Origin of the sequence: Cytophaga sp. (assembly GCF_051961495.1) — a bacterium.
In the GTDB taxonomy this organism is placed as follows: domain Bacteria; phylum Bacteroidota; class Bacteroidia; order Cytophagales; family Cytophagaceae; genus Cytophaga.
The window spans coordinates 1-26,132 of the sequence record NZ_JBQCDF010000110.1 but is presented as its reverse complement, the minus strand read 5'-3'; the positions used below and the strand labels follow the sequence as shown (position 1 = coordinate 26,132).

The window sequence follows — 26,132 nt, the reverse complement described above, 5'->3', positions numbered from 1 at the left end:
CGTACATTTAAAAACGCTATTTGTTTCTTTTAACCATACCTCAAATAGTTACTTAAGTAAGATTTCAATTAAGTTTTATAAATAACATGTTAGGCATTTTAACAAAATTATTCGGCACAAAATCCGGCCGTGATATTAAAAAATTACAACCTGTAGTTGAACAGATCAACGCAGAGTTCGAAAAACTCCGCGCATTGAGCGATGATCAATTGAGAGCTCAGACTGAAAAGATCAAAGGTATTATCAATGCAGACCTGAACGATATTGATAAGCAGATAAAAGGCCATCATGAAAAAGTTGCTTCTAATCCTAATTTGACAATAGATCAGAAGGAGGTAATTTTCCAGGAGATCGATAAATTAGAGCTGGAAAGAAATAAAGAATTAGAAAAGTCGCTGGAGAAAGTATTGCCGCAGGCATTTGCTGTTGTTAAAGAAACTGCCCGCAGATGGAAAGAGAACGGCAAGCTTACGGTTACAGCGACTCCAATGGATATCGCAATTGCTGCTAAAAAGAAAAACGTTCAGATCAATGGCAATACTGCTGAATGGAGTAGCAAATGGATCGCAGCAGGAACAGAAGTTACCTGGGAAATGCAGCATTTCGATGTACAGTTGATCGGTGGTATGGTATTGCACCATGGTAAGATCTCTGAGATGGGTACAGGGGAAGGTAAAACGCTTGTTGCAACATTGCCTGCCTATCTGAATGCATTAGCCGGCAGAGGCGTGCACGTAGTAACAGTGAACGATTACCTGGCAAAACGTGATAGCGAATGGATGGCGCCATTATTTGAATTTCACGGTATCAGCGTAGATTGTATCGACAAGTACCAGCCAAACTCTGAAGCAAGAAGAGACGCATATCGTGCTGATATCACATACGGAACAAATAACGAATTCGGTTTTGACTATCTGCGTGATAACATGGCTACAGATAAGGATGACCTGGTACAACGCGGACATCATTATGCAATGGTCGATGAGGTCGATTCAGTATTGATTGATGATGCGCGTACACCATTGATTATCTCCGGCCCGGTGCCGAAAGGCGACCAACACGAATTTGCTGAACTGAAGCCACGTATACAGCGTGTGTTAGAGGAACAAAAGAAATTGATCAATAACTTCCTTGTTGAAGCAAAGAAATACATTGCAGCCGGTAAAGAAAAAGAAGCCGGACTGGAATTGTTAAGAGCATACAGAGGCTACCCTGGCTATAAACCGTTGATTAAGCAACTGAGCGAAACAGGTGTAAAAGCAATTTTACAGAAAGCTGAAAACGAATACATGGCAGAAAACAATAAACGCATGCCGGAAGCGGATGCTCCGTTGTATTTTGTTATTGATGAAAAACACAATCAGGTTGATTTTACTGAGAAAGGTGTTGACTTCATTACCGGTGAACAGGAAGATGCAAACCTGTTCGTGCTTCCTGATATAGGTTCTGAATTGGCTAAGATCGAAAAAGACAAATCGATCTCTGACCAGGAACGGATGGAGCAGACCGAAAAACTGTTGAGCGAGTATTCCATCAAACAGGAACGTATTCATACACTACAGCAGTTATTAAAAGCATACACCTTGTTTGAAAAAGATACCGACTATGTGATCATGGACGGCAAGGTGAAGATTGTTGATGAGCAGACAGGTCGTATCATGGATGGACGTCGTTACTCTGACGGCTTGCACCAGGCGCTTGAAGCGAAAGAAAACGTACGTGTGGAAGAAGCTACACAGACATATGCAACAATCACTTTGCAGAATTACTTCCGTATGTATCACAAACTGTCTGGTATGACAGGTACTGCCGAAACAGAAGAAGCAGAATTCCAGCAGATCTATAACCTGGATGTAGTAGTGGTGCCTACAAACCGTCCCATTGCACGTCAGGATGAGCAGGATAAAGTATACAAGACAACACGTGAAAAATATAATGCAGTAGCGGAAGAAATTGTTGAGCTTACTCAAAAAGGCCGTCCGGTATTGGTGGGTACAACCTCTGTAGATATTTCAGAGTTGTTGAGCCGTATGCTGAAGATGCGTAACATCAAGCATCAGGTATTGAATGCGAAGCTGCATGCGAAAGAAGCAGATATCGTTGCAGAAGCAGGTAAACCGGGTACTGTTACGATTGCTACCAACATGGCGGGTCGTGGTACCGATATTAAATTAACCGCAGAGTCAAAAGCTTCCGGCGGTCTAGCGATCATCGGTACAGAACGTCACGAATCAAGACGTGTGGACAGACAGCTGCGCGGTCGTGCCGGTCGTCAGGGCGATCCGGGTTCTTCTCAGTTCTTTGTCAGTCTGGAAGACAATCTGATGCGTTTGTTTGGTTCTGATCGTATTGCGAAATTCATGGATCGCATGGGATATAAAGAAGGTGAAGTGATTCAGCATTCTATGATCTCAAATTCCATTGAACGTGCACAGAAAAAAGTTGAAGAGAACAACTTCGGGCAACGTAAGCGTTTGCTTGAATACGATAACGTAATGAACTCTCAACGTGTAGTGATTTACAAACGTCGTAAAAATGCATTGTATGGCGAACGTTTAAAGCTGGATATATTAAACATGATCTTCGATCTGTGTGAAGATATAGTTTTAGGGTCGCAAGCGACGAAAGATTACGACAATTTCAAAATGCGTGCGATAAGTATGTTCGGCGTTATTCCGGATATTACGAAAGAAGCATTTAATCAGTCTGCAGGAAATGTGCTTGTTAAAGCCTTGTACGATGAAGTACTGACTCACTACGAACAGAAAATTAAGCTTATCAAAGAAAAAACAATGCCAACGTTCACGGAGTTGATTACGAGCCGTGGCGACAGCATTGAAAATATTGTGATTCCATTTACGGATGGCAAAAGAAATATTAACATCATTGCTCCGCTGAAAGAGCTTGCGCAGCAGGATTCGCAGACACTGGAACAATCGATAGAACGCTATATCACACTTTCTGTAATTGATTTACACTGGAAAGATCATTTGCGTGAAATGGATGAACTGAAACAGTCTGTACAGAATGCAGCTTATGAACAAAAAGATCCATTGTTGATCTATAAGTTTGAAGGCTTTGAGCTGTTCAAGAAATTTGTTTATACAGTAAATGCAGATATCGTTTCGTTCTTGTTCAAAGCAGACATTCTAAAACAGGATCAGAATAATATTCCTGTAAGAGAGATGAGACAGCAACCTGTACAGCAGCAGCCAAAATATAAAGAAACGAAAGACGAAGCAGGATCTGCATTTGGTGGCGGCAGCGGTGCACAACAGCCGCAGGCGGAAGCTCCGGCGCCGCCGAAAGCTGAACCGGTACGTTCTCAGAAAATAGCTAATAGAAACGATAAAGTTTCTGTTCAATATATGGACGGAAGCGTTAAGCGTGATATAAAATACAAAGCTGTTGAAGACGATTTGTTAAATAACAAATGCGTACTGATAGAAGAATAGTGGTACGTTTAAGATCCGGTATAAAATGAATGCTGTTATGAAAAATTCACTCAACTTCATTTCTGTGGTTTGTATAATTGCGTTGAGCTCTTGTGCAGCGATGTCGCAAAAACACAAAGGAAATGTGGAGCCTTATTATGAAGATTTGAGTGCCGCTCGTCCGACTTTTACCAATCCGGATACGATCAGTGCAAAACAGACAGTTAAAAATCCGGTAGCAACGACGTTTCCAAATGATCTTTCTAAAAAGGCTAAACTCAGATCAGATTCGCTTGCAGTAATTAATAAGAATAATGTTGTGCAGGGATACCGTATTCTGATCTACACAGGTTCAAGCAGTGAGGAAGCATTAAACATACGCAAACAGGTATATGCAGTTGATTCGGACATGAATGTATATACTCAATACAAGCAACCTAGTTTCCGTGTAAAGGTTGGCGATTTTACAGATAGGGTAGAAGCCAGTTATATATTAAGCGATTTAAAGGTGCATTTTCCGAATTCGATGATTGTACCCGATCAGATAAATTTGATTCGTTAAAATGGAAGTTAAACAACGTATACAGCAATTAGCTGCGAGTATTTCAGAAGAGGTTATCGGATATAGAAGATATATTCATGCAAATCCGGAATTGTCGTTTGAAGAATACAATACTTGTAAATACGTTTCGGATCTGCTGACATCTTTTGGCGTTAAGCATGAAGTAGGTATTGCCGGCACAGGCGTTGTTGCGTTGATCGAAGGAAAGAATCCTGCTTCAAAAGTTGTAGCGTTGCGAGCAGATATGGATGCGCTTCCGATCGAAGAAAAAAACGATGTTCCTTATAAGTCTACAAACATCGGTGTTATGCATGCCTGCGGACACGATGTGCATACATCTTCCTTACTGGGTACAGCAAAAATATTAAGTCAGATCACCGACCAGTTTGAAGGGACAATCAAATTAATTTTTCAGCCCGGTGAAGAAAAATTTCCGGGCGGAGCTTCTTTAATGATCAAAGAAGGCGTTCTTCAAAATCCAGCTCCAGCGAATATCATTGGCCAACACGTAATGGCTTTGATTCCTGCCGGTAAGGTAGGCTTTAGAGAAGGCATGTACATGGCCAGTGCCGATGAGATATACATTACTGTTAAAGGTAAAGGTGGCCACGCAGCCATGCCTGATAAAAATGTTGATCCTATCCTGATTGCATCACACATCATTGTTGCTTTGCAGCAGGTGATCAGCAGAAATTGCGATCCGCGGATTCCGGCAGTTTTATCTTTTGGTAAAATTACGGGCATGGGTGCAACCAATGTAATTCCTGATGAAGTGAATATTGAAGGCACTTTTAGAACCTTGAACGAGGAGTGGCGCGCAGAAGCAAAGAAGCGTATCAGAAAGATGGCGGAAGGCATTGCAGAGTCCATGGGCGCAACATGTGAGATTGATATTAAAGATGGTTACCCGTTTTTACAGAATGCTCCTGCGTTGGCGAAACGCATGAAAACAGCAGCAGTAGAATTTCTAGGTGAAGAGAATGTAGTTGATCTGGATTTGTGGATGGCAGCAGAAGATTTCGCATATTACTCGCAGGAAATTGACGCTTGTTTTTACCGTTTAGGAATCCGTAACGAAGAACGTGGTATAACGTCTGGTGTACATACACCAACATTCGATATTGACGAGAAAGCCTTGCAGACAGGCACAGGCTTGATGGCCTGGCTGGCAGTTGAAGAACTGAAGGCATAAACAAACAAAATAAAAAAACAAAAAGAGGGATTTGAATATATTTCAAATCCCTCTTTTTGTTTTTTTATTTGACCATTCTCAGATATAAATCTTCTACCTTTTTTCTTGCCCAAGGAGTTTTGCGCAAAAAAGCAAGACTTGATTTGATGCTTGGATTAATATTGAAACAATTGATATTAATAATCTCACCCAATTCTTCCCAGCCGTACTCGTCTACAAGTTCATTCAAAATCATTTCAAGCGTTTTACCATGCAATGGGTTATTCGGTTGTTCAGATACCATAGATATAATAAGCCTTTAATGATTTTTTTGATGACGTATAGTTAGAGAGAAGGTCAGGCCGGAAGCCTGTAATAACAAAAGCAGGGCGCCCCCCTGCTTTTTTAGATAATACTCTTATTCACAATCGGCCTGCCTATAAAATCAATGGGTTTGTTGATCTCTACCCAAGATTTACAGCCACCGTATTCGGGTAGCAAATCAAGCTGGAAAGATGCGCCAAATTCAAATACCTGCACAATTAACAGATGAATGCTGTTACCCCAGCGCTCAAAGCGTTCTTTAATTATTTCTTCTTTCCAGGCGTGAAAGGGTTGAAGTTTCTTTACTGTTTCCCAATCCGTGAGCACCTGTACATCGGCGACCTGCACGTAGTATTTAATATCCACCTTGTCAGGTATCGTATGAAATCTTGTGTCACTCAAGAATGGCCGCCAATCGGGCTTGATCATTTCATCGGCCTGATGAAACAGCGTAGGGAACAGGATAAACTGTTTTCCTTTCAATTCAAAATCACCGGAGCCTTCTTCATGAATACCGCCCTTGCGCAGTATAATGCTCTGGCGTCCTTTGCCGAGCGCATCTACAATACAGGCCCATTCTTTAAATGCTAAAGCCATTATTTTGTTTTTAAACTTTTTTCGTATTGAACAATGAAGTCATCAATGTTTTCATATCCAATGCGTTTTGCAATAATGATCTTATTCTGGTCCAGTACATATAACACAGGAGTTGCATAGATGTCGTATGTGATTTTGAAGTCGGTATGTGTTTTGGAATCACGTACATTCAACCATTCGCGGATATTTTTTGCACGAATGAATTTCAACCATTCTTCATCTTTGCGCTCAATATTTGCGGCATATACCTGAATGCCTTTTGAACGGTTTTTTAACCACCATTCATAGAGCTTCGGTGTTTCCTGCTGGCAGTGGCCGCACTGAGAGTCCCAGAAGAACAGAATGGTATATTTTGCTTTTACATCGTACAGATATCTGTATGTGCCTGTTGTATCGGTCATGTATAAGTTCGGAGCTTTTTTGCCTAATAGCAACGGGTCCAGAATTTCAACACGCTCTTTTATTTTTTTAACCGTTTCTGGGCTTGCCCAGAAACATTTGCCCTTCAGATAATATTCTTTGCCAAGGTGTACAAATACAGCATCCATGCCCATTACCTGAGAAGTCTCGTATTTGTAAGTGTAATCACGCACAAAGTATTCAAACAGATCTTTTGCATTGGCACATTTTGCCAGTATCATATCAATCTCTTTTATGATTGAATCAGGACGCTGAACAACCAGGTTTTTAAAATAGTTATCTACTTTACTTACCAGTACCGGCGTACGGATCAAGCGGTCATCATTAAAGTTTACATTGTCGAAATAATGTTTCTTGTAATAATGGTACTGCCACGTAGAATCAATGGACCCGTCTGAACGCTTGGGAGCCGGCGGCACATCAATATCTTTGGTTGTGTTTAATATAGAAGTGAATAAGCTTTTTGGATTGTTCTTCAAAAAGGTCTGAATATAATTCAGCATAGTTGAGTCGATCGCAAGTAACTGGCTGGTAATGGATTCTTTTTGCTTTTCAGAAGCGCTTTTCATTAATGCATTTAATGAATCAGCTTTTTCTTTCTGGCGTATGAAAAATTTCTGGTAATCATAAAAGGCTGTATTGTCTGGAGAGTTTTTAAATGAAGCGCCCTTTACAAGATTATCGTCGGCCATATTCAGGCTCATGGAAAAGCTTTTTGGGCTTAAAATAAAATCAAATATTTTTTGACCTGGCAGGAGTAAAAAGTACATGCCTTCTTTTAATTGAGTGGTATCGCTGAACGAAACCATGCCTTTCGCATCTGCTAAAGCGGTATCCTGGTAATATCGTTTATCGGCATAATAACGGGCAAGGTAGACAGTATCGGCTTGTTTGATTCCTTTAATATGAACTTTTATATCGTACGCCGGAGGATTTCCGGAAGCGCCCCAAGAGGCTGAAATAGAACTTAAAATAAGCAATAACGACAATAAAGACAGTTTATACATACTCATTTCAAATAGGGAATAGTTAATAATGTAAAAGTTATTTCAATTTTTATACCAATTATTTAATGGAAGTAACTGGTTATTGAATGCAAAAAGGCAGCCAAGCCGCCTTTTTGCATTCAATACAGTTTCAAATTTTAGAATTTCAAACCTTTCTTCAGAGCGTCTGATGCCGCTTTCTTGGCAGAATCTTCAGAAGCTTTTTTCTTTTGTTCAAGAATCTGCTTCTGTTTTGCCATTTCGGCATTTGCTGCGTCCTGCTGTTTTTTAAGTTCTGCTTCTGCCGCATCCTGTTGTTTTTTCAACTCTGCCTCCGCAGCAGCTTTTTGTTTTGCTGCTTCTTCTTCAGCCTGGGCTTTTGCCTTGTCAACTTCAGCCTGTACTTGTTTTGCCTGTTCGCTGTTTTTGATTTCAGATATAGCAGCGTCTTTCATGGCAGTTTTATCAACTTCACCAAAGTTGGTTTTTACAATAGATACTTTTGTTTTATCATAAGGGCCCTTAACATTCAGGTCAATGATGATGTTTTTAGGCATAGTAACCGCGCTGCTTCCTACAAGGCCGCTTAGTGCTTTGTTCGCTTCAGCACCAAGTGCACCTGAAGGTGTATTCAGCTGCATGTCATAATCAACGCTGCCATCTAAATGATTCTCACCTTTTGTTACCGCAAGCTTCGATTCACCGGTTGCAATGTTGAATGGAGCAACGATTAAAGCGCCGTTCTGGATCGTATAATTAATTTTCAGATCCTTAATCTCCATCGGATCCATGTTCTTCATTTTAGTAAGACTTGCAATTGAGCCAAGAACGGGGTTGCTAAGAATTTTCACAGAGCCTGAGCTTAAAGAACCCTTACCGTTAAGTGTAGAATATACCGGCATCATTTCTTTATCCAGCAAACCATCCATAATAATAGCCATGTTGATTTTTCCTTCAACATAGTGTGCTATCGGAGCCATTTTCTTAACGGTGTTGAATGTCTTATAAGCTTCTTTTGCTTCAACATCTTTCATGTTCATATCCATCTTGAATGATGGTTTGGTGATATCCTGTGTATTGTATTCTCCACCCATCAGGAACGTGCCGCCAACAGAGTTGAAGTTCAGGTTATTCATTTTAACAATGCCATCTTTAACAATGATTGCGCCTTTCATGTTTGTCATATCCATGTTGCTGTACAACACCTGGTCCATCGCAGCATTGAAGGTGAAGTCAATATTCTTAGGAACCTCAACAACTTCCATCGGAACTTCTTCTGCAGGCGCAGCTGTAGCCGGAGCAGGATCATCAGTCATCCATTCATTTACATCAAATTTCCTGGATGCCATGGTCATAACACCATGAATGGTTGAATCCTTGCCGCCAAACATATAGCCCATGTAATTTGACATATAACCAGTGATATCATAATCGCTTTTGCCTAACAAACCTTTCATGGAAGCAATGTTGAAACGATCAGGAGTAAGTGTTAACAAGCCTGATTTCATTGTATAACCCTGAGGTAGATCAGTGCTTTTGTAAACAAGGTCAGAGATTTCAAGGCTACCGCTTGTCTGCGTATTTAAATAGTTGCCAGCCTGCACTTCAGATAAAATACCTTTTGTAGTCATATCTGCAACCATACGACCTGTAAGCGTAGTACCTTCGATCGGATAAATTTTCGTCATCTTTGCTAAATCAATGATACCTTTAAGCGAAGCCTCATAATTCGGGTCATCAAAGTTTTTAACAAAAGCTTTCATTTCGAAAGGTTCGCCGTCTAAAAGCAATTTGAAGTAATCCAACAGGAATGTTGATGTTTTCATATCACCATCACTTGCTGCCACAGCAGAAACGTTGATGTTTTCAATTGGCTTAGGGAATTCAGAAGATTTTACATAACCGTTGGTTAAATCCATTTTAGCAGTAACCATCGGCATTAGTTTAAGGCTATCACTGTATTTACCTTTTGCTTTCACATCCATGCCGAATAAACCTTTCAATGTAGTTCCTTCAATTGGGTAAAACTTGGAAACATCATCCAGTTTAACTTTTGCAAGTATGTTGGCATCGATGTCATATGGATTCATGCCGTTCATTAATACTCTGGCGTCTACAGGGTTCTGACCCATTTCCATATGGAATTTTTTCAGGTCCACGATGGTGTGGTCCATGATGCCGTCTTTGTCGTCAACATGCAGATCCATATTGATATTTTTAACCGCTTCAGGAAGATCAGGGTATTGGAAGAAACCATCTTTGATCAACATGTTCAAGCCAAAGCCCGGCATCGTTGTTTCATTGTAGATACCCTTAACATATCCGTCAAAGCCAATAGTACCGTCTGTTTTAACAGTTTCGAAATCCTTGTTATATACAGCAGGAACAAGTGAAAGCAGATTCTTGAAATTAGTTTCTTTTGCTTTATAAGTAATATCCATTTTGATATCATCCGCTGGCATTTCAATCGCGCCATCAAATCCTAATTTGAAATCGTTGACAGCAAATTCGTTTTCAAGGAATTTGTAAATAGATTTTCCAAGGTCAATGTTCATGGTCGCATCAGCTACAACTGTCTGGCCATTGAGGTAAGTTGTTCCATCATATTCAACCAATACATTTGTTGATTTGGTGTAGGTTTTTAAATCATAGATATCGGCATTGATATCGCCGCTGCCTTTATGGTCAAAATGTTTTAATTCAGCATACATCGGCATGGTTTGGTCGTCATAGATGATGGTGCCGTCTTTGATTTCCCATTTCTCAATGCTGATTTTCATTGTACTAGGCTCTTCCGGTGCTTCAGGAGCTTTTGTAGTTGTATCCGGATAAGTTATATCCCAGCTGAATGCGCCGCTTTTGTCATAGATAGTAACAACCTTAGGTTGATCCAGGAAAACCCCTTTTACTTTGATCTGGTCTCCCGAAATTACACTCATAACATCAATCGTAAGACTGAATTCCTTTGCAGCGAATAATGTGTCGCCTTTGAATGCATATGCGTTAGACATTAAACCAATGTCATTGATAGATACGGTTAGGTTTGGGAAGTGACTGAAAAGTGACAGGCTGAATGATTCGGCATTATACCAAACCTGGCCGTTTATATTTTTTTTGATTTGATCATCAATAATACCTTTGATTTTGTCTTTGAAAAGAAATGGCAGGATGAGCATTGCCAATAATAAGACACCTATGGATATACCAGAGATCTTCAGGAATTTTTTCATACTAGAATTTTAGTTGATGTTAAATAAGATCTTGAAAGAAATATAAAGTCTGTTTAATACGTAATGACAAACGAAATTTAGTAAAAAATCGTGCTTTTATGCTAATAAATAAAGTTTAATTGTACCTGAGGACAGGGTTATTTGTAAAATTCCCTGATTACCACATCGAGCTTTTCTATTTCAGTTAAGAAGCCATCGTGACCATATAATGAATCTATACAGATATAACTGGCACCTGGTATTTGGCTTGCCAGAAATTCCTGTTCAATAACCGGAAATAAAATATCAGAAGAAATACCTACTACAAGGGTTTTGGCAGAAATCTGGCCCAATGCATCAGCTACACTTTTTCGGTTCCGGCCAACATGATGGCTGTCCATAGCCTTGGATAAATACCAGTATGAATGACAGTTGAATCTTTTTACAAGCTTGTCTCCCTGATAATGCTGATAAGTGATTGCTTTATAATCGTCCGTTTTGCTGGAGTCTTCTTCACGCTGTGTCTGTTCGTAGGTTTCGTAACTTCTGTATGAAAGCATGGCAATGGCACGCGCTGTTTTTAATCCTTCACGGCCGGCATCTAACGATTGGTTTCTCCAGGTTGGGTCCATGTCAATGGCCATACGCTGCGATTCGTTAAAGGCAATGCCCCATGGGGAATGAAATGCGTTGGTTGACAACAGGATCAGGTGACTAAAAAGCGAAGGCTTCTGGATAGCCCATTCCATGGCCTGTTGACCGCCCAAAGAACCTCCTACCAATGTATGTATTTTCTTAATCTGCAGATGCTCTCTTAATATCTCATGAACGAGTACCATGTCGCGTATGGTAACCACAGGAAAGGAAAGAAAGTAAGGAGTATTGGTTTCAGGATTCGTTTCGGTTGGTCCGGTAGTGCCGTAACAGGAAGAAAGAATATTGGCACAGATAACAAAATGCTCTTCCGGGTTATATAAGTAATCAGGCCCAACAAGACCTGGCCACCAGGATTCAACATCAGAATTTGCGGTTAGTGCATGGCATATCCAGATCACATTAGAGTCATCCTCTTTGCGCGCACCCAAAGTGGAATATTGTATTCTTACTTCGGGTAGTATCGCTCCTGATTCTAATACAACAGGAGACTTATGCGTATAAATGTGATACTCCATCTAGTGTTGAATAATTAAAAGTTCAACGCATGGAAGAAAATCTGCCAATACACGTGTAATTCTATGAGATAATACGATAGCTTGACCTGCTTCAAGCAAATGTGTTTGTGTCATCATGTAATTAATTTATATGTCCTGTTTATTCAGGTCAGGAATTAGCACCTTTCTGGAATTGCTCCCGGAGGTTGCTAGAGGTTCAAAGAGCCTGTTCTCTCCCCTCTTCTTTATAAATCAATTACCAGGTAATTGATTTTGAGTAGACAAAAATAGGCATGGGATTGAAAAAAACAAACTTTTATTTTGCTGATTACTCAAATAAGGACTTTTTTATAACAGAATAGCCGCGTTAGTCAATTATATCAGGCTATAAAACTTAGACTTAGCCAAATATTACCCAATTGCACCTTCATTCTTACATGTATCAGGAAAGAATGATTAAGGGAACAACTTTACACAATCCATTGCCGTTATAATTAATATATTAAATAATTATGTTGAATTGTTGTTAGAATATTCATTTATTGCAGATTGTATTTCTACGCAGAGGAGTAATAGAGGTGAATCTGGAATTTTAACCGTTACGATACAGAATGATTCAACTCAAGTTAAAAAGTGAAATGACTCAATATAAAAACCCAAATTATTGGTTCTTATTATTATCCGCACTAGTGATGATTGCAATTGGTGTTGCGAGTTATTTTATTCCGGAAAAAATTCCATTGTCTGCTAATAATTTACCAATCAAATTATACAGGCTGAATTATGGGGTGCTGGCATTAATGGCTTTGTTATCTAACAGTCTTGTGATTGTACGCAGTTATCTGATCGTTACAGGATGGATAATGATTTTTTTCGTGGTTTCTACCTGGGTTCATTTTCCTATTGCAGGCATGTTTGAGTTTACGAAACAAGACAATATTCTTCATTCGAATATTGGGGTTATATCTATTTTTATCGGAGTGATTTACGGGGAATCTTCAGACCCGGAAAAATCCTTATAAGATATTCAGGGTCTGCTCTTTGATTTTTTCCAGTTCTTCTTTCATCTGTACAACATAACGCTGAATATTTGCATCGTTTGCCTTAGAGCCGATTGTGTTGATTTCACGTCCAATTTCCTGAGCAATAAAACCAAGCTTTTTCCCACTTGATTCAGGCAAGTCCATCGATTCTAAAAAATAATTCAGGTGACTTCTTAAACGAACCTTTTCTTCACTAATGTCAAGTTTTTCAATATAAAAGATCAGTTCCTGCTCAAACCTGCTTTTGTCAAGCTGTTCGGTTTTGCTGAATTCATCAAAGTGCTGACGGATTCTTAAACGAATAGCTTCTATACGCTGTGGATCAAATGTTTCTACTTTCTCTAAACACTCTCCAATCGTTTGTATATATTCCTTGAATTTTATTGACAATGTCCGGCCTTCATCTTTTCTGAATTCGTTACACTTGGTAATTGCGTCATTCAATACTTTCTGGATAAGCAACCAGTCTTCCGTAGTGTCAACATTTTCAGATTCCGACTCCATAGCCTTTGGCATCTGGAGAGCCAGCTTAAATAAATCTGAAGAGTCAACAACACCAACGGTGTCTGCTGTTTCTTTCAAATCTTTATAATACAAAGCCACTAGTTCGCGGTTAATAAAAACTTTTGGCTTAATGCCCCCTTTTGATTGAACATCAATGCTTAGGCCTACCTTGCCTCTTTCGATGGTATTGTTCAGTAAATTACGGATATCCAGTTCTCTGTCAGAATACTCTTTTGAAAGACGAAGGTTTAAATCTAAAAATTTAGAGTTCAGGGATTTTATTTCTACTGTTACTGAAATCTTATCGTTCTCTGCAGTTTGAGAACCGTAACCAGTCATCGATTTAATCATAAGAATATGTTAAGAGTATTTTGTGCAATATAGTGAAAAGAGAAAAACAATTCTAAAAATCAACAAGAGCCTTAAGGTTGAAAAAGAGAAGGTGCTCAAACGGAGCACCTTCTTGAATAAATTAAACCAATTTATTAGCAACTAAATATTCAGCAATTTGAACTGCGTTGGTTGCCGCTCCTTTGCGAAGGTTATCCGCAACGATCCAAAGATTTAATGTCTTAGGTTGAGACTCATCTCTTCGGATACGGCCAACAAAAACTTCATCTTTATTGTGTGCATCCATTGGCGTTGGGTATTCCAATTTAGACGGATCATCTTTTAAAATAATTCCCGGAGCTTTAGATAACAAAGCTTTTACTTCGTTAACATCAAAATCGTTTTCAAATTCAATGTTTACAGATTCAGAGTGGCCGCCGATCACTGGTACACGAACAGTAGTAGCAGTTACTTTAATGTTGTCATCGCCCATGATCTTGTTTGTTTCCTTGATCATTTTCATCTCTTCTTTTGTATAGCCGTTATCCTGGAATACATCGATATGCGGCAACAGGTTCAAGTCAATCTGATATGGATATGCTTTCTCTCCGTTCATAACACCTTTACGCTCATCAAACAATTGATCAACGGCCTTTTTACCTGTTCCGGTTACAGACTGGTAAGTTGAAACAACTACACGTTTGATTTTGTATTTTTTGTGCAATGGTTCTAATACCACTACCATCTGGATGGTAGAGCAGTTAGGGTTTGCGATGATCTTATCTGTTTTTGTAAGAACATGCGCATTCACTTCAGGAACAACTAATTTTTTAGTTGGATCCATTCTCCACGCAGAAGAGTTATCAATCACGGTTGTGCCGGCAGCCGCAAATAATGGAGCAAGTTCTAATGAAGTACCTCCTCCAGCTGAGAATACAGCAATTTCAGGTTTCATTGAAATAGCTGTTTCAGCAGTTACAACCTTATACTTTTTACCATTGTATTCAACCTCTTTACCAACTGATCTTTCAGAAGCTACAGGAATTAGCTCTGTTATAGGGAAATTACGTTCTTTAAGAACGTTAAGCATTTGGGTTCCTACCAAACCGGTAGCACCAACTACAGCTACTTTCATTTTATTTACTTTAGTTAAATAATTAACACTTTTTAAAAACGGTCGCAATTTACCACTTTTTTTCTCCTAATTTTAAAGATTCAACCGATGTTTTTTAAACTACACAAAAAGTAGTATTAACCTTACTTATATCTGGCTATGAAGGCATTAATTTTTATCATCCTGGGGGTATTTTTTGTGGTCCCGCAATATTTACATGCACAAAGCTACACTTTTACCGAGGGAACAATACCTGTCGACTGGTTTGGTCAAAAAACGTATTTTGAAATAGATACAGATCAGCAGTTGCATCTGAATGCACCATCCGGTACAAAAGATGCACATGTTGCCTGGCCTTTTTCAGGAAAGGAAAACTGCGTGTGGGAATTTTTTCTCCGGTATGATTTTGCTGCATCGACTACGAATTATGCAAGCTTCTATCTGTGTTCAGAACAGGAGGATTTCGCTGCTGCAACGAATCGTTCGTATTACCTGAAGATGGGCGGCGCCACCGGTTCAGCCGATAAAATAGAATTGATTTATCAGGATGGTTCTGCTAAAACTACTGTGCTTGAAAGCCGTGCTGGCATAATGGGAGCGAGCACTGTTGCCATACGAGTACGTGTAAACAGGAGCAACAGCGGCTCCTGGAAATTATATACAGATGAATCCACTGGCAGTAACTTTACCAAAGAGGCGGAAGGGGCACATATAGCTCCATATACTTTTTCATATTCCGGTATTCGTTGCATCTATTCTTCCACACGGAAAGATAAAATGTATTTTGATGATATCAGAATCTATGAACCATTCGCACTTACCGGTTATTCCATTTCAGGTGAACGCAGCATAATCCTGAGTTTTTCAAAGGAAATTAAAATGCCTGCGTCAATGATAGAAATGATGATCGAAGATATATACACGGTTTTTGTGCATGAGAAGCAAATAGAAATAACAGTATCCAAAGATATACAACCAGGCACTTATGTTATTTCCGCCCATACACTCAGCTCAGTTGATGGAGATACTTTGTTGGATTCAATGATTAAAGTGATCAAGCAACCCACGTATTATACCGGGCAAATCCGTTTTACGGAATGGATGAGTGACCCCAGCCCAAGCTACGGACTTCCCGAAATAGAGTGGATTGAACTATTCAATACTTCAGCAGTTCCGGTTGATTTATTCGCATTTACACTTTCGGATCCGTCTGCCGGTATAAAGCTGCCGCAGTACTTGCTTGCGCCGGATGCAGCAGTGATTGTATGTGCGAGTGACGGCTGTAAGCTATTCGATAATGATAATTGCATTGAAGTACCTTCTCTGCCAAACCTGAGTAATACCGCAGATTCATTATTTCTGTATGCGCATGACACTTTGCTGATTGATTATATACATTACGCGCTTACTGATATGCCGGATGATTACAGGAAAAATGGCGGTTACAGCATCGTTCGGGTGCAGTTACCTGCTGCGTGCATACTTACGCAGCAGCTAAGTTTTTCTGATGAACAGACTGGCGGTTCTCCCGGCCGTGTAAATCAATTTATGAAACCGGCAAGCTTTTCAATACCAGTCAAAGCTGAGTATGTGAACGAAAAACAGCTCAGATTGGAACTTCCTGTAATGGCTTGGGCGCAGAGCAATGGTTTTCAACCTGGAGAGATAATAGCATCTGTACAAATTATACCTTCAAAATTTTGTACCGGAATTTCTCTTCTTCTTAACACGGATATTGAAGAGGGAGATGCTTTTACGATCCAGATAGACTCCATGGAAACCTGTCTGCATTACCCCGTGTACCTTGGGAAAAGTGTTGAAGTTATTCGTCCCAAATCAATTGAAAAAGGAGAAGTGTTCATCAATGAGATTTTATACAATGCTGTTTCGGGAAGCGTTGATTTTATGGAGCTTTTCAATACTACAGATGCATATATTGATTTGAAAAATACGCATTATGTGAATGCGATGCAGGGAGGGACAATACAGCATTTTGCCATCACGGAAAGTCTTGCAATTGCACCTCACGGTTATGTTGCGTTGACCGCAGACACAACTGTGCTCATACAGCAGTATATGTCTGCAGTAAGGGAAAATTGTTTGGAAAGAAGTAATTTCCTGTCGTTCTCTGATGACGGAGGGGAGATGTTTTTCTTAAACAGCAGTTCCGATACACTGGATTACATTGAATATGGTGACCGGTTTCAAAATCCTTTGAATAGAAAGGATGAAGGAATTTCTCTTGAAAAGATCCGGTCGCACGATGCAGCTTTTACGGCATCAAACTGGACTTCTTCTGCAGTTGGTGCTACTCCGGGATATCAGAACAGCCAGACATTGGGGAGCGAGCTACTTTCATCTAATATATTTTACTGCAATCCATGTCATGCAACAGTGAATCTGAATGGTAACAATGATTACGTTCATCTGCATTTGAACCCGATGGTTGAAGGAGCTTTTGCGTCTGTTAGTATCTATACGATAACAGGCGAATTGGTTGATAAGTTATGTGTAAATCAACTGCTTGGCACTTCAAATACCTTTAACTGGTATGGACAGCAGCAATCAAGCGCTCCACTGCCTGATGGTATTTACGTTGCTGTTGCTGAATGGTGGTCGCCAGCGGGTGATACACACACGGAGAAAATTGCCATAAGTACTTCACAGTATTGAAAATATATCGCACTTTGTGGATAAACGACACGTGTAACTATGCTTTTTTATATTATTTTTGTATAGGTTTTTTGGGTAACACGTTAATTAAATCACATTAAGGGTTTTATGAGTGCGAGTAAAAAGAAGTCTATTACAAAAAAAGTTGCCAAACCAGCTAAAGCTGCAACGAAAAAAGCAGCAGCAAAAAAAGCAGTAGCTAAGAAACCCGCCACCAAAAAAGCGGCAGTCAAAAAGGCCCCGGCGAAAAAAGCGGCAGTCAAAAAACAACCAGCTAAAAAGAACGCTCCTGCTAAAAAAGTTGTTGCAAAAAAAGTAGCAAGTAAACTCGCCGCCAAAGCTGTTACCACCCAAGCTGAAAAAATTGTTGCCAAGCCAGTCTCCCAAAAGAAAGAAGTGAAAAAAGACGATAAGGAAAAAGCATCAAAGAATGCTGCGCCAAAAACATCACAAAACATGCCCTTGCTGAAACAAGAGCCTGCATATCTTCAAAGAACCATGAATGCGCCTAAAGACGACAGGACGCATTATTCAAGAGAAGAACTGAAAGAATTTGAAACAATCATCGTTGAGAAACTTGAAACTGCGCGCAAGCAATTTCAATTTGCAAAAGAGGTATTGAATCGCAAAAATGATGAAGGTACTGACAATACGACCGGCAACATCAAAATGCTTGAAGATGGTGCTGATGTGTTGGAAAAAGAAAGTTTCAGTGCTTTTGCCGCCCGTCAGCAGAAATTTATTCAGCAGTTGGAAAATGCCTATGCACGTATTCAGAATGGCACTTATGGTATCTGCATCGTGACAGGCAAATTAATTCCTAAAGAAAGATTGAAACTTGTGCCGCATACACAGCATACTATTGAAGCGAAAGAACAAAGAAAATAATTCCATAAAATGAATTTCCTGCAAAATCATATTGAGAGCATTATTTTCTGCGCAACAGATCCGGTAAAACCTGATGAGATCCGTCAGTGTATGTCCGAGATGTTTGAAGCAGAAATTCCATTGGACGATATCTTAAATGCCGTTGATGGATTGCTGTCAAAATATGACGATGAAATTTACCCTTTCCAGATCCTGCAGATTGGCGGCGGTTATCAATTCATGACCAAGCCTGCTTATCAATCAAGTCTGGGTATCTTTCTGAAACAAAAATCCAAAAAACGATTATCTACTTCGGCATTGGAAACAATGGCGATTGTTGCCTATAAACAACCAATTACGAAAGCTCAGATTGAACAGATTCGTGGTGTGAACTGCGATTATGCCATGCAGAAGCTTCTTGAGAAGGAATTGGTAGAAATTCAAGGAAAATCGGATGGCGTTGGTCGCCCTATTCTATATGGCACCAGCCAGAAGTTTTTAGAGTACTTCGGAATTAATAATATAAAAGATTTACCTTCTCCTAAAGATTTCAGTTCTGAAGTGAATGAAATCGGAGAAGTGAACGACCCTGAATACAACGCCCTGGCAAGTCAGGCGATCGCTGAAATTACCAGCGAAGAAACGATAGAATCTATTTCGGATGAAATTCCGGAAGAAGAACCTGGAGACGATTTGCCGGAAGATACAAGTACAGAAAATGAGCAAACAGAGAACGAATAATAACAAGAGGCCCGCTAATAGCAGGCCTGCTTCGTCTAAAGGCAGACCGGATTCATCCGCCGGCCGTGGCCCGAAAAAAAATGCAGACGCAAGATCTGCGTCATCCCGTAATGAAGAAGGACGTTCATCACGCTCGGGCTTTGATAAAAAAGCTTCTTCAAAAAGACCTGCATCTTCAGCAGGTAGAAGCGGTGACTTTAAAAAAGGCCCTAAAGAAGAGAAGGATTTGTATGGTTCGAAAAGAACTACTCAATCAAGACCTAAGAAATTTGAAACTTCGAAGAGAGAAGTTGGCAGAGGCCCATCGGGCCGTAAACCCGCTAAAAAATCATATACCGACGAAGAAGAAACGTTCGTCCCATACAACAAACGTTCGGATGATACCAAAAGCCCTTATATAAAAAGAGGTCCGTCTCCATCAAGTGAGGATACAGGTTTTGATTCAAGAAGCGCCGCTGGAAGCCGTTCTTCAGCGGCGAAGAAAAGCGCTGGTCCGAAAAAAGATTCTGACAGCAGAAGAGGTGCAGCTAAAGCTCCGGTTAAGCGTGCAGCATCTGGAAGAAGCGAGTCAACTGATTTCAAGCGTAAATCTGCCGGACCGGGAAGATCATTCGGCACCAAAGATTTTGAAAACAAATCACGAGGCAGAAGAAACAGTTCTGACGATGACTTTGACACAGACTTCGACGATGATTTTTCAGAAGAAAAAAGTGCAAAGAAATCAAAACCTAAGTTTGATAACGATAAGGTTAAGAAAGGCCGTAAAGCTTACGAAAATAAACTGGATAAACTTAGCAAGCCTAAGCCAAACGCAGCACCGGTAAGTGCACCCGATTCTTTCGAAATTCGTTTGAATAAATATATTTCCAATTCAGGTGTTTGCTCCCGTCGTGAAGCTGATCAGCTAATACTGGAGGGAACGGTAAAAGTAAACGGCGTTGTTGTAACAGAACTCGGTTATAAAGTGAAGCCGGGCGATTCTGTTAAGTACAACAACAAAGTACTTAACCCGGAAAAATCAGTATATGTGTTGCTGAACAAACCGAAAGATTTCATCACTACTATGGAAGATGAAAACGATCGTAAGACAGTAATGCAGTTGGTTGCAAATGCAACGAAAGAGCGTATCTACCCGGTAGGAAGACTGGACAGAAATACAACAGGCTTACTTCTGTTCACTAACGATGGCGAGCTTGCACAGAAGTTAACGCACCCATCCAACAAAGTAAAAAAGATCTACGAGGTAGAAATTGATAAGCCAATCACGGCAGAAGATTTTGACAAAATCGTTGATGGTAAAATTCACCTGTTTGATGGTCCGGTAAAAGTAGATGAGGCTGCGATCATTTCTCCGAACAAAAAAATAATCGGAATTGAAATTCATGAAGGCCGTAACAGAATTGTTCGTCGTATTTTCGAATCTTTAGGCTACGTGGTACAAAAACTGGATCGTGTGATGTATGCAGGTTTAACAAAGAAAAATATTCCCCGCGGATCCTGGAGATACTTAACGGCAACCGAAGTAAATAAAATTAAATATTTAGATTGATCAACTTCATATAATAGAAGTTTAATGAATAATTATCATGAAAGAATTATCAGACGTTATACTTGATCGCATTGACGCTATTTGTGAAGAGGCAGATTTACTTTTTGAAGAAGGCAAAAGTGAAGAAGCCATCGCAAAATACCAGGAAGCCTTAACCTTGCTTCCGGAGCCTATCGAAGAATATGAACCTTCAGCATGGCTCATTTCTTCTATCGGAGATGTATATTTTTTTGATGAAGAATACGAAAAAGCAGTTGCTCAGTTTGAGCATGCCATGAGCTGTATAGATAGCGAAGACAATCCGTATCTGTTATTACGTGCCGGACAATGTTATTTCGAATTGAACCAGATGCAGGAAGCGGAAGATGTTTTGCATGAAGCATATTTAATCGAAGGCGAAGAAATATTTGAAGAAGAAGAACCTAAATACTGGGAATTTCTGAAAAGCAAAATAACAATCGTTGATTAAAAGATAATCATTTCGTTAAATTTCATATAAAACGACCTGCTCTTCCCGGACAGGTCGTTTTTGTTGGGAAGACTTTGTATTTATTTCTTAAAATAAAACGTATATTAACTACGGGTTATAAACAATAAAATTATGCCGGTAAGAATAATATTGAAAGCTCTTCCCTGGATATTAATATGTGTTCTGGGATTATATATTTATATCAGCTCACGCGCTGTCTTTAGCAGTGATGAGGAAGACAATATTGAAGTTACAAACAACGTCATCCTGGAAAAAATAGAACTGTTGGGCAAACTGGAGTTATGCAAATTCTATATCAAAGACATTGTTGAACATAAGGAAATAAAACCCTGGTATGATAAAGACTCAAAAGTAGTATTGATTATTTCTGGTGAAGCAATCGGTTGTGTTGATTTAACTAAAGTAGATTCGTCAGCGATACAGATTACAGAAAAGCAGGTACTCATTACATTGCCACCAGCAGAAATCTGTTCGTTTAAAATAGATCATCAGTCATCTAAAATTTATGATGTCGAAACCGGCTTTTTTGAAGAAGATAAAAATGTTATTGATAAAGCATATCAGCTGGCAGAGAAGCAGATTCTGCAGTCTGCGAAACAAATGGGGATTGAAAAACAGACACGTATAAACGCTGAGATTATATTGAAACCTTTCTTAGCAGGAATAACAGCTAAGGAAATCGTATTCAAATAAATTTATAAATGAATTCTTCTGAAGAATTCCCATAATACAATACCACCTGTAACAGAAACATTGAAGGAATGCTTGGTGCCGAATTGAGGAATTTCAATAGAGTGCTCACTCATTTGAATAGCATCTTCCGTAACGCCATATACTTCATTTCCGAATATTAAAACGAATTTGCCAGTTTTATCTATTGGGAAATCATGAAGCAGGATACTCTTATCGGTTTGTTCAATGGAAAGGATTTTATAACCCTGAGTTTTTAGTGCAGGCAAAACGTCTGTCGCTGATTTAGTGTATTCCCATTCGATGGATTCTGTAGCACCCAAGGCTGTTTTATGAATCTCCCTATTCGGCGGAGTTCCTGTAATTCCGCATAAGAATATTTTTTCAATCTGAAACGCATCAGCTGTTCTGAAAAAAGACCCGACATTGTGCAGACTACGCACATTGTCCAGCACAATAATAATGGATGTCTTTTTGGTTTTTTTGAACGCTTCAACCGACATACGGTTTAATTCGTCCATGGATAGCTTTTTCATGATAAAATCAGGCTCAAGGTCAGATCAGTATTGAATTTGGTGTGAATAACTCAATTGGCAAATCCAGCACTCAATGAGTAAATTTAACTTTAAATACCAGGGCATTTAATTCCTAATAATGCAAGAATCAAATCTACGCATTTGAAATGAATTTCAGTATTGTCGTTAAAGACTTCAGGAGAATTCCCCATCGGTTCAGTTAAATAATTTCATTATAAATCGAATATTGTTTTGAGCAAGACAAAAGAAGCCGCAGAAACACCATTAATGAAGCAATACAATGCAATCAAGGGGAAGTACCCGGGCGCACTTTTATTGTTCCGTGTCGGCGATTTTTACGAAACATTTTCTGAAGATGCGATCAAAGCAGCTAAAGTATTAGGCATAACATTAACAAAAAGAGGAAACGGTACGGCTTCCGAAACAGCACTGGCTGGGTTTCCACATCATTCTTTAGATACCTATCTTCCTCGTTTGGTGCGCTCCGGCTTACGTGTTGCCATCTGTGACCAGTTAGAAGACCCTAAATCCGTTAAAGGAATTGTGAAGCGGGGCGTGACAGAACTGGTAACGCCGGGCGTATCCTTCAACGACCATGTACTGGATGTAAGCAAGAACAACTATCTGGCATCCGTTCATTTCCAAAAAGATGTTTTGGGTATTTCTTTCCTGGATATTTCAACAGGAGAATTTTTAACGGCACAGGGCGACAGGCATTATATCGATAAGTTATTACAAAGCTTTTCACCTTCAGAGGTGTTGTTTTGTAAAAATAAAAAAGAATTATTCAATGAATACTTCGGTGATCGTTATAATACCTTCACACTGGAAGACTGGATATTCGCGTACGATTTTACCTATGATTTATTAACCCGTCATTTTCAAACAACCTCATTGAAAGGATTTGGTATTGAGGAAATGACAGAAGGCATTACTTCAGCAGGAGCAATTCTACATTATCTGAATGAGACTGAGCATAAAGAAGTAGGCCATATCACCCGCGTAAACAGGATTGAAGAAGAACGTTACGTTTGGCTGGATCGTTTTACCATCCGCAACCTTGAATTAGTAAATGCACAGCAGGTTGAAGGTGTTCCATTGATTGAAATTCTTGATCATACGAAAACGCCAATGGGTGCACGTCTGTTGAAGAAATGGCTGATACTTCCATTGAAAGAGCTTACACCGATTCAGGAACGTCTGGATACGGTTGAGCTTCTTGTAAAGAATAATGACCTATGTACGGCTCTTGTAGATGAACTTAAGCCAATCGGTGATCTGGAGCGCTTGATTTCCAAAGTAGCAGCACGCCGCGTAAACCCCAGGGAAATGGTTCAACTGAAGCGTTCGCTGGAACATCTTACACCGATACAGAAGATTCTGAAGGAACAGGATCAGCATGTGTTATTGAAACTGGCTGAGCAGATCAATCCTTGTGAATATCTTATCGGCCGGATTTTAAATACCTTAAAAGATGATGCACCGGTTTTAACCAACCAGGGCAGAATTATCCGTGATGGCTGCAATGCTGAGCTGGATGAGTTGCGCGCGATTGCATATACAGGCAAAGATTATTTGTTGCAGATTCAGCAAAGAGAAATTGAACGCACAGGAATCAGCTCATTAAAAATTTCATACAATAAAGTATTCGGTTACTACCTGGAAGTAACCAATACACACAAAGATAAAGTGCCTGCAGACTGGATCCGTAAACAGACATTGACTGGCGCAGAGCGTTACATAACAGAAGAACTTAAAGTTTACGAAGAGAAGATTTTAGGCGCGGAAGATAAGATCAATATTATTGAACAAAAGATGTTTCAGGATCTGGTAATGGAAGCGGAAAGCTACATCAATCCAATCCTGCAGGATGCACGTATCGTTGCACAGATTGATTGTCTTTGTTCTTTTGCACAAACAGCTGTTGCCAACAATTATTGCAAGCCGGTTGTTGAAGACAGTGCGTTGATTGATATCAAAGCTGGCCGTCACCCGGTTATTGAGAAGCAGTTACCGTTAGGAGAAAGCTATATCCCGAATGATATTTATCTGGATGATGAAACGCAACAGATCATGGTTATTACTGGTCCTAACATGGCCGGTAAGTCAGCCTTACTCAGACAAACAGCTTTGATCGTATTAATGGCGCAGGCAGGTTCTTTTGTACCTGCAACAAAAGCTACGATAGGTACTGTCGATAAAGTGTTTACACGTGTAGGCGCTTCAGACAATCTTTCAAAAGGTGAATCGACCTTCATGGTTGAAATGAATGAAACAGCCAGTATATTAAATAATCTGAGCGGAAGAAGCCTTGTATTAATGGATGAGATCGGTCGTGGCACAAGTACCTATGATGGTATTTCAATTGCATGGGCCATTGTTGAGTACCTGCACAATCATCAGAACTTCAGGCCGAAGACATTGTTTGCAACGCATTATCACGAATTGAATCAATTGACAGAAGATCTGAAACGCGTTAAAAACTTTAATGTATCTGTCAAAGAAGCGGGCAACAAAGTCATCTTCATGCGTACGCTTAAACCCGGAGGTAGTGAACATAGCTTTGGTATACATGTCGCGCAGATGGCTGGTATGCCTACGAGTCTTGTACTGCGCGCCAATGAGATCATGGGACATCTTGAAAAAGAACATGTGCGCGAAGAGCATGAAGATAAATTAAGAGAGGTGCCGAAGTCTACGATGCAGATGAGTTTATTTGAAGCTGCCGATCCTGCGTGGGATTCAATTAAGAAAGTATTAATGCAAACAGATGTTAATATTATGTCGCCTGTTGAAGCCTTATTAAAACTGAATGAATTAAAGCAGATGATTAAGTAGGCAGCAATAAATATTTTTAAGAATAAAGTTTAAAAAAGTATTACTGTAACATCTTGGAAACGAACTTTATTGAAAAAAATAGAAAGAAAAGTAAAAAAAGTGGATTTCGGCGCTTGCATAATTAAAGCAAAGTGTTACCTTTGCATCCACATTAACACAACGCGAAAGTAGCTCAGTTGGTAGAGCACGACCTTGCCAAGGTCGGGGTCGCGAGTTCGAATCTCGTCTTTCGCTCTTAATTAAAAGAACCTCTTTAAAGAAGAGGTTCTTTTTTTAAAGCCTGATTGCTCGGATGGTGGAATCGGTAGACACGCAGGACTTAAAATCCTGTGAACCTTAAAGTTCGTGTGGGTTCAAGTCCCACTCTGAGTACAAAAGACTCTCTGAATACAGAGAGTCTTTTTTGTTTTATGTGATATATATAGAATGATTGACTTAGTATATAAATTACAAATCAAATGGGCATACTCTTAATATTCTATAATAATGCGAATGCAATTTTTTAAACTATTAATATTAAGAGAGCAGTTATCATATTCTCCGAACCAAATGAATAAACTTTTAAACAGATAAAGACAAATCATTATAAGATCACAGTATTTTTTGAAAAAAATATCGAATGCTATTTGCCACATTATCAAATGTTAAATATTAAAAATAGTCCTTTCATGAAGTTTAAAGCACGTTTTTATTGAAAAACTTTCGTATGATATTTGGATAATGCGATAAAAAGTATCACCTTTGCAACCCGATAAAACGCGAACGGTGTTTTGGAATAGGATTGAAAGGTTAAGAGTTAAATTTTGAAATAAATTTTTAAAAGGGTTTGTTTTAAAAGAAAAAGGTTTTACCTTTGCAACCCGTTAGAGAATAAACGTGAGGATAATAAAGCGAGACGGAAGG

The 26,132-nt window shown here is 39.5% G+C and carries 19 protein-coding genes, 2 tRNA genes and 1 riboswitch; of the genes, 13 read left to right on the top strand and 8 right to left on the bottom strand.

Annotation, left to right across the window (positions count from 1 at the left end; all coding sequences use genetic code 11):
- Positions 1-86 precede the first annotated feature (86 nt).
- From secA to ACTHJT_RS05290, 3 genes are read left to right on the top strand one after another with little or no spacing between them, the layout of a single operon-like run.
- The gene (gene secA / locus ACTHJT_RS05300; protein ID WP_440236892.1) at positions 87-3,455 is read left to right on the top strand and encodes a preprotein translocase subunit SecA; all 3,369 of its coding nucleotides are present in this window, start codon (positions 87-89) and stop codon (positions 3,453-3,455) included.
- Positions 3,456-3,492: 37 nt separating this feature from the next.
- Positions 3,493-3,996: an SPOR domain-containing protein gene (locus ACTHJT_RS05295; RefSeq protein ID WP_440236890.1), complete on the top strand. Its 504-nt coding sequence runs from the start codon at positions 3,493-3,495 to the stop codon at positions 3,994-3,996.
- 1 nt (position 3,997) lies between these two features.
- Entirely contained in the window at positions 3,998-5,188 is a 1,191-nt protein-coding gene (locus ACTHJT_RS05290; RefSeq protein WP_440236888.1) for a M20 metallopeptidase family protein, read from the top strand.
- Positions 5,189-5,252: 64 nt separating this feature from the next.
- On the opposite strand, the gene ACTHJT_RS05285 is transcribed toward ACTHJT_RS05290, so the two are convergent.
- The 5 genes from ACTHJT_RS05285 to ACTHJT_RS05265 all read right to left on the bottom strand — a co-directional run bounded on the left by ACTHJT_RS05285 (position 5,253) and on the right by ACTHJT_RS05265 (position 11,875).
- The gene (locus ACTHJT_RS05285; RefSeq protein ID WP_440236886.1) at positions 5,253-5,471 is read right to left on the bottom strand and encodes a VF530 family DNA-binding protein; all 219 of its coding nucleotides are present in this window, start codon (positions 5,469-5,471) and stop codon (positions 5,253-5,255) included.
- Positions 5,472-5,572: 101 nt separating this feature from the next.
- On the bottom strand, positions 5,573-6,088 hold the full coding sequence (locus ACTHJT_RS05280) for a DUF1802 family protein (RefSeq protein WP_440236884.1): 516 nt from the start codon (positions 6,086-6,088) through the stop codon (positions 5,573-5,575).
- Positions 6,088-7,515 (bottom strand): redoxin domain-containing protein, encoded by a 1,428-nt coding sequence (locus ACTHJT_RS05275; protein WP_440236881.1) that lies wholly within the window; start codon positions 7,513-7,515, stop codon positions 6,088-6,090. Before ACTHJT_RS05275 ends, ACTHJT_RS05280 begins: the two co-directional genes overlap by 1 nt.
- A 137-nt stretch (positions 7,516-7,652) precedes the next feature.
- Positions 7,653-10,724 carry an AsmA-like C-terminal region-containing protein gene (locus tag ACTHJT_RS05270; protein ID WP_440236879.1) on the bottom strand — a complete coding sequence of 1,024 codons (3,072 nt, stop codon included), beginning with the start codon at positions 10,722-10,724 and terminating at the stop codon, positions 7,653-7,655.
- 137 nt (positions 10,725-10,861) lie between these two features.
- Positions 10,862-11,875, bottom strand: coding sequence for a homoserine O-acetyltransferase family protein (locus tag ACTHJT_RS05265; RefSeq protein ID WP_440236876.1), 1,014 nt, complete (start codon positions 11,873-11,875; stop codon positions 10,862-10,864).
- Between the two features lie 123 nt (positions 11,876-11,998).
- Positions 11,999-12,108: riboswitch (SAM riboswitch) on the bottom strand.
- Between the two features lie 357 nt (positions 12,109-12,465).
- On the opposite strand from ACTHJT_RS05265, the gene ACTHJT_RS05260 reads away from it, so the two are divergent.
- Positions 12,466-12,876 (top strand): hypothetical protein, encoded by a 411-nt coding sequence (locus ACTHJT_RS05260; protein WP_440236874.1) that lies wholly within the window; start codon positions 12,466-12,468, stop codon positions 12,874-12,876.
- Here ACTHJT_RS05260 and ACTHJT_RS05255 read toward each other — a convergent pair.
- The gene (locus ACTHJT_RS05255; protein ID WP_440236872.1) at positions 12,871-13,752 is read right to left on the bottom strand and encodes a YicC/YloC family endoribonuclease; all 882 of its coding nucleotides are present in this window, start codon (positions 13,750-13,752) and stop codon (positions 12,871-12,873) included. The genes ACTHJT_RS05260 and ACTHJT_RS05255 overlap by 6 nt on opposite strands.
- Positions 13,753-13,873: 121 nt before the next feature.
- Positions 13,874-14,866: an aspartate-semialdehyde dehydrogenase gene (locus ACTHJT_RS05250; RefSeq protein ID WP_440236869.1), complete on the bottom strand. Its 993-nt coding sequence runs from the start codon at positions 14,864-14,866 to the stop codon at positions 13,874-13,876.
- A 138-nt stretch (positions 14,867-15,004) separates the two neighbouring features.
- Here ACTHJT_RS05250 and ACTHJT_RS05245 point away from each other — a divergent pair, with 138 nt between their 5' ends.
- The 6 genes from ACTHJT_RS05245 (at position 15,005) to ACTHJT_RS05220 (ending at position 21,858) form a co-directional block, all read left to right on the top strand.
- Entirely contained in the window at positions 15,005-17,518 is a 2,514-nt protein-coding gene (locus tag ACTHJT_RS05245; protein ID WP_440236866.1) for a hypothetical protein, read from the top strand.
- Positions 17,519-18,016: 498 nt separating this feature from the next.
- The gene (locus ACTHJT_RS05240) at positions 18,017-18,406 is read left to right on the top strand and encodes a TraR/DksA family transcriptional regulator (RefSeq protein ID WP_440236966.1); all 390 of its coding nucleotides are present in this window, start codon (positions 18,017-18,019) and stop codon (positions 18,404-18,406) included.
- A 9-nt stretch (positions 18,407-18,415) separates the two neighbouring features.
- Positions 18,416-19,126: an SMC-Scp complex subunit ScpB gene (scpB, locus tag ACTHJT_RS05235; RefSeq protein WP_440236864.1), complete on the top strand. Its 711-nt coding sequence runs from the start codon at positions 18,416-18,418 to the stop codon at positions 19,124-19,126.
- Positions 19,104-20,675, top strand: a complete 1,572-nt coding sequence (locus ACTHJT_RS05230) for a pseudouridine synthase (protein ID WP_440236862.1) — start codon at positions 19,104-19,106, stop codon at positions 20,673-20,675. Before scpB ends, ACTHJT_RS05230 begins: the two co-directional genes overlap by 23 nt.
- Positions 20,676-20,712: 37 nt before the next feature.
- On the top strand, positions 20,713-21,144 hold the full coding sequence (locus ACTHJT_RS05225; protein ID WP_440236861.1) for a tetratricopeptide repeat protein: 432 nt from the start codon (positions 20,713-20,715) through the stop codon (positions 21,142-21,144).
- A gap of 132 nt (positions 21,145-21,276) precedes the next feature.
- Positions 21,277-21,858 (top strand): DUF4230 domain-containing protein, encoded by a 582-nt coding sequence (locus ACTHJT_RS05220; protein ID WP_440236859.1) that lies wholly within the window; start codon positions 21,277-21,279, stop codon positions 21,856-21,858.
- Between the two features lie 2 nt (positions 21,859-21,860).
- Here the strand turns inward: ACTHJT_RS05220 and ACTHJT_RS05215 are convergent, their stop codons facing one another.
- Entirely contained in the window at positions 21,861-22,391 is a 531-nt protein-coding gene (locus ACTHJT_RS05215; protein WP_440236858.1) for an RNA methyltransferase, read from the bottom strand.
- 267 nt (positions 22,392-22,658) lie between these two features.
- Here ACTHJT_RS05215 and mutS point away from each other — a divergent pair, with 267 nt between their 5' ends.
- From mutS to ACTHJT_RS05200, 3 genes are all read left to right on the top strand, one after another.
- Positions 22,659-25,229, top strand: coding sequence for a DNA mismatch repair protein MutS (gene mutS, locus ACTHJT_RS05210; protein WP_440236963.1), 2,571 nt, complete (start codon positions 22,659-22,661; stop codon positions 25,227-25,229).
- Between the two features lie 161 nt (positions 25,230-25,390).
- A tRNA-Gly gene (locus ACTHJT_RS05205) sits at positions 25,391-25,463 on the top strand.
- A gap of 52 nt (positions 25,464-25,515) precedes the next feature.
- Positions 25,516-25,601, top strand: a tRNA-Leu gene (locus ACTHJT_RS05200).
- Positions 25,602-26,132: the final 531 nt, after the last annotated feature.

What these genes read in the sequence shown, in the direction of transcription:
- secA (WP_440236892.1), top strand. Translation starts at nt 87, where the DNA reads ATGTTAGGCATTTTAACAAAATTATTCGGCACAAAATCCGGCCGTGAT.
- ACTHJT_RS05295 (WP_440236890.1), top strand. Translation starts at nt 3,493, where the DNA reads ATGAAAAATTCACTCAACTTCATTTCTGTGGTTTGTATAATTGCGTTG.
- ACTHJT_RS05290 (WP_440236888.1), top strand. Translation starts at nt 3,998, where the DNA reads ATGGAAGTTAAACAACGTATACAGCAATTAGCTGCGAGTATTTCAGAA.
- ACTHJT_RS05285 (WP_440236886.1), bottom strand. Translation starts at nt 5,471, where the DNA reads ATGGTATCTGAACAACCGAATAACCCATTGCATGGTAAAACGCTTGAA.
- ACTHJT_RS05280 (WP_440236884.1), bottom strand. Translation starts at nt 6,088, where the DNA reads ATGGCTTTAGCATTTAAAGAATGGGCCTGTATTGTAGATGCGCTCGGC.
- ACTHJT_RS05275 (WP_440236881.1), bottom strand. Translation starts at nt 7,515, where the DNA reads ATGTATAAACTGTCTTTATTGTCGTTATTGCTTATTTTAAGTTCTATT.
- ACTHJT_RS05270 (WP_440236879.1), bottom strand. Translation starts at nt 10,724, where the DNA reads ATGAAAAAATTCCTGAAGATCTCTGGTATATCCATAGGTGTCTTATTA.
- ACTHJT_RS05265 (WP_440236876.1), bottom strand. Translation starts at nt 11,875, where the DNA reads ATGGAGTATCACATTTATACGCATAAGTCTCCTGTTGTATTAGAATCA.
- ACTHJT_RS05260 (WP_440236874.1), top strand. Translation starts at nt 12,466, where the DNA reads ATGATTCAACTCAAGTTAAAAAGTGAAATGACTCAATATAAAAACCCA.
- ACTHJT_RS05255 (WP_440236872.1), bottom strand. Translation starts at nt 13,752, where the DNA reads ATGATTAAATCGATGACTGGTTACGGTTCTCAAACTGCAGAGAACGAT.
- ACTHJT_RS05250 (WP_440236869.1), bottom strand. Translation starts at nt 14,866, where the DNA reads ATGAAAGTAGCTGTAGTTGGTGCTACCGGTTTGGTAGGAACCCAAATG.
- ACTHJT_RS05245 (WP_440236866.1), top strand. Translation starts at nt 15,005, where the DNA reads ATGAAGGCATTAATTTTTATCATCCTGGGGGTATTTTTTGTGGTCCCG.
- ACTHJT_RS05240 (WP_440236966.1), top strand. Translation starts at nt 18,017, where the DNA reads ATGAATGCGCCTAAAGACGACAGGACGCATTATTCAAGAGAAGAACTG.
- scpB (WP_440236864.1), top strand. Translation starts at nt 18,416, where the DNA reads ATGAATTTCCTGCAAAATCATATTGAGAGCATTATTTTCTGCGCAACA.
- ACTHJT_RS05230 (WP_440236862.1), top strand. Translation starts at nt 19,104, where the DNA reads ATGAGCAAACAGAGAACGAATAATAACAAGAGGCCCGCTAATAGCAGG.
- ACTHJT_RS05225 (WP_440236861.1), top strand. Translation starts at nt 20,713, where the DNA reads ATGAAAGAATTATCAGACGTTATACTTGATCGCATTGACGCTATTTGT.
- ACTHJT_RS05220 (WP_440236859.1), top strand. Translation starts at nt 21,277, where the DNA reads ATGCCGGTAAGAATAATATTGAAAGCTCTTCCCTGGATATTAATATGT.
- ACTHJT_RS05215 (WP_440236858.1), bottom strand. Translation starts at nt 22,391, where the DNA reads ATGAAAAAGCTATCCATGGACGAATTAAACCGTATGTCGGTTGAAGCG.
- mutS (WP_440236963.1), top strand. Translation starts at nt 22,659, where the DNA reads ATGAAGCAATACAATGCAATCAAGGGGAAGTACCCGGGCGCACTTTTA.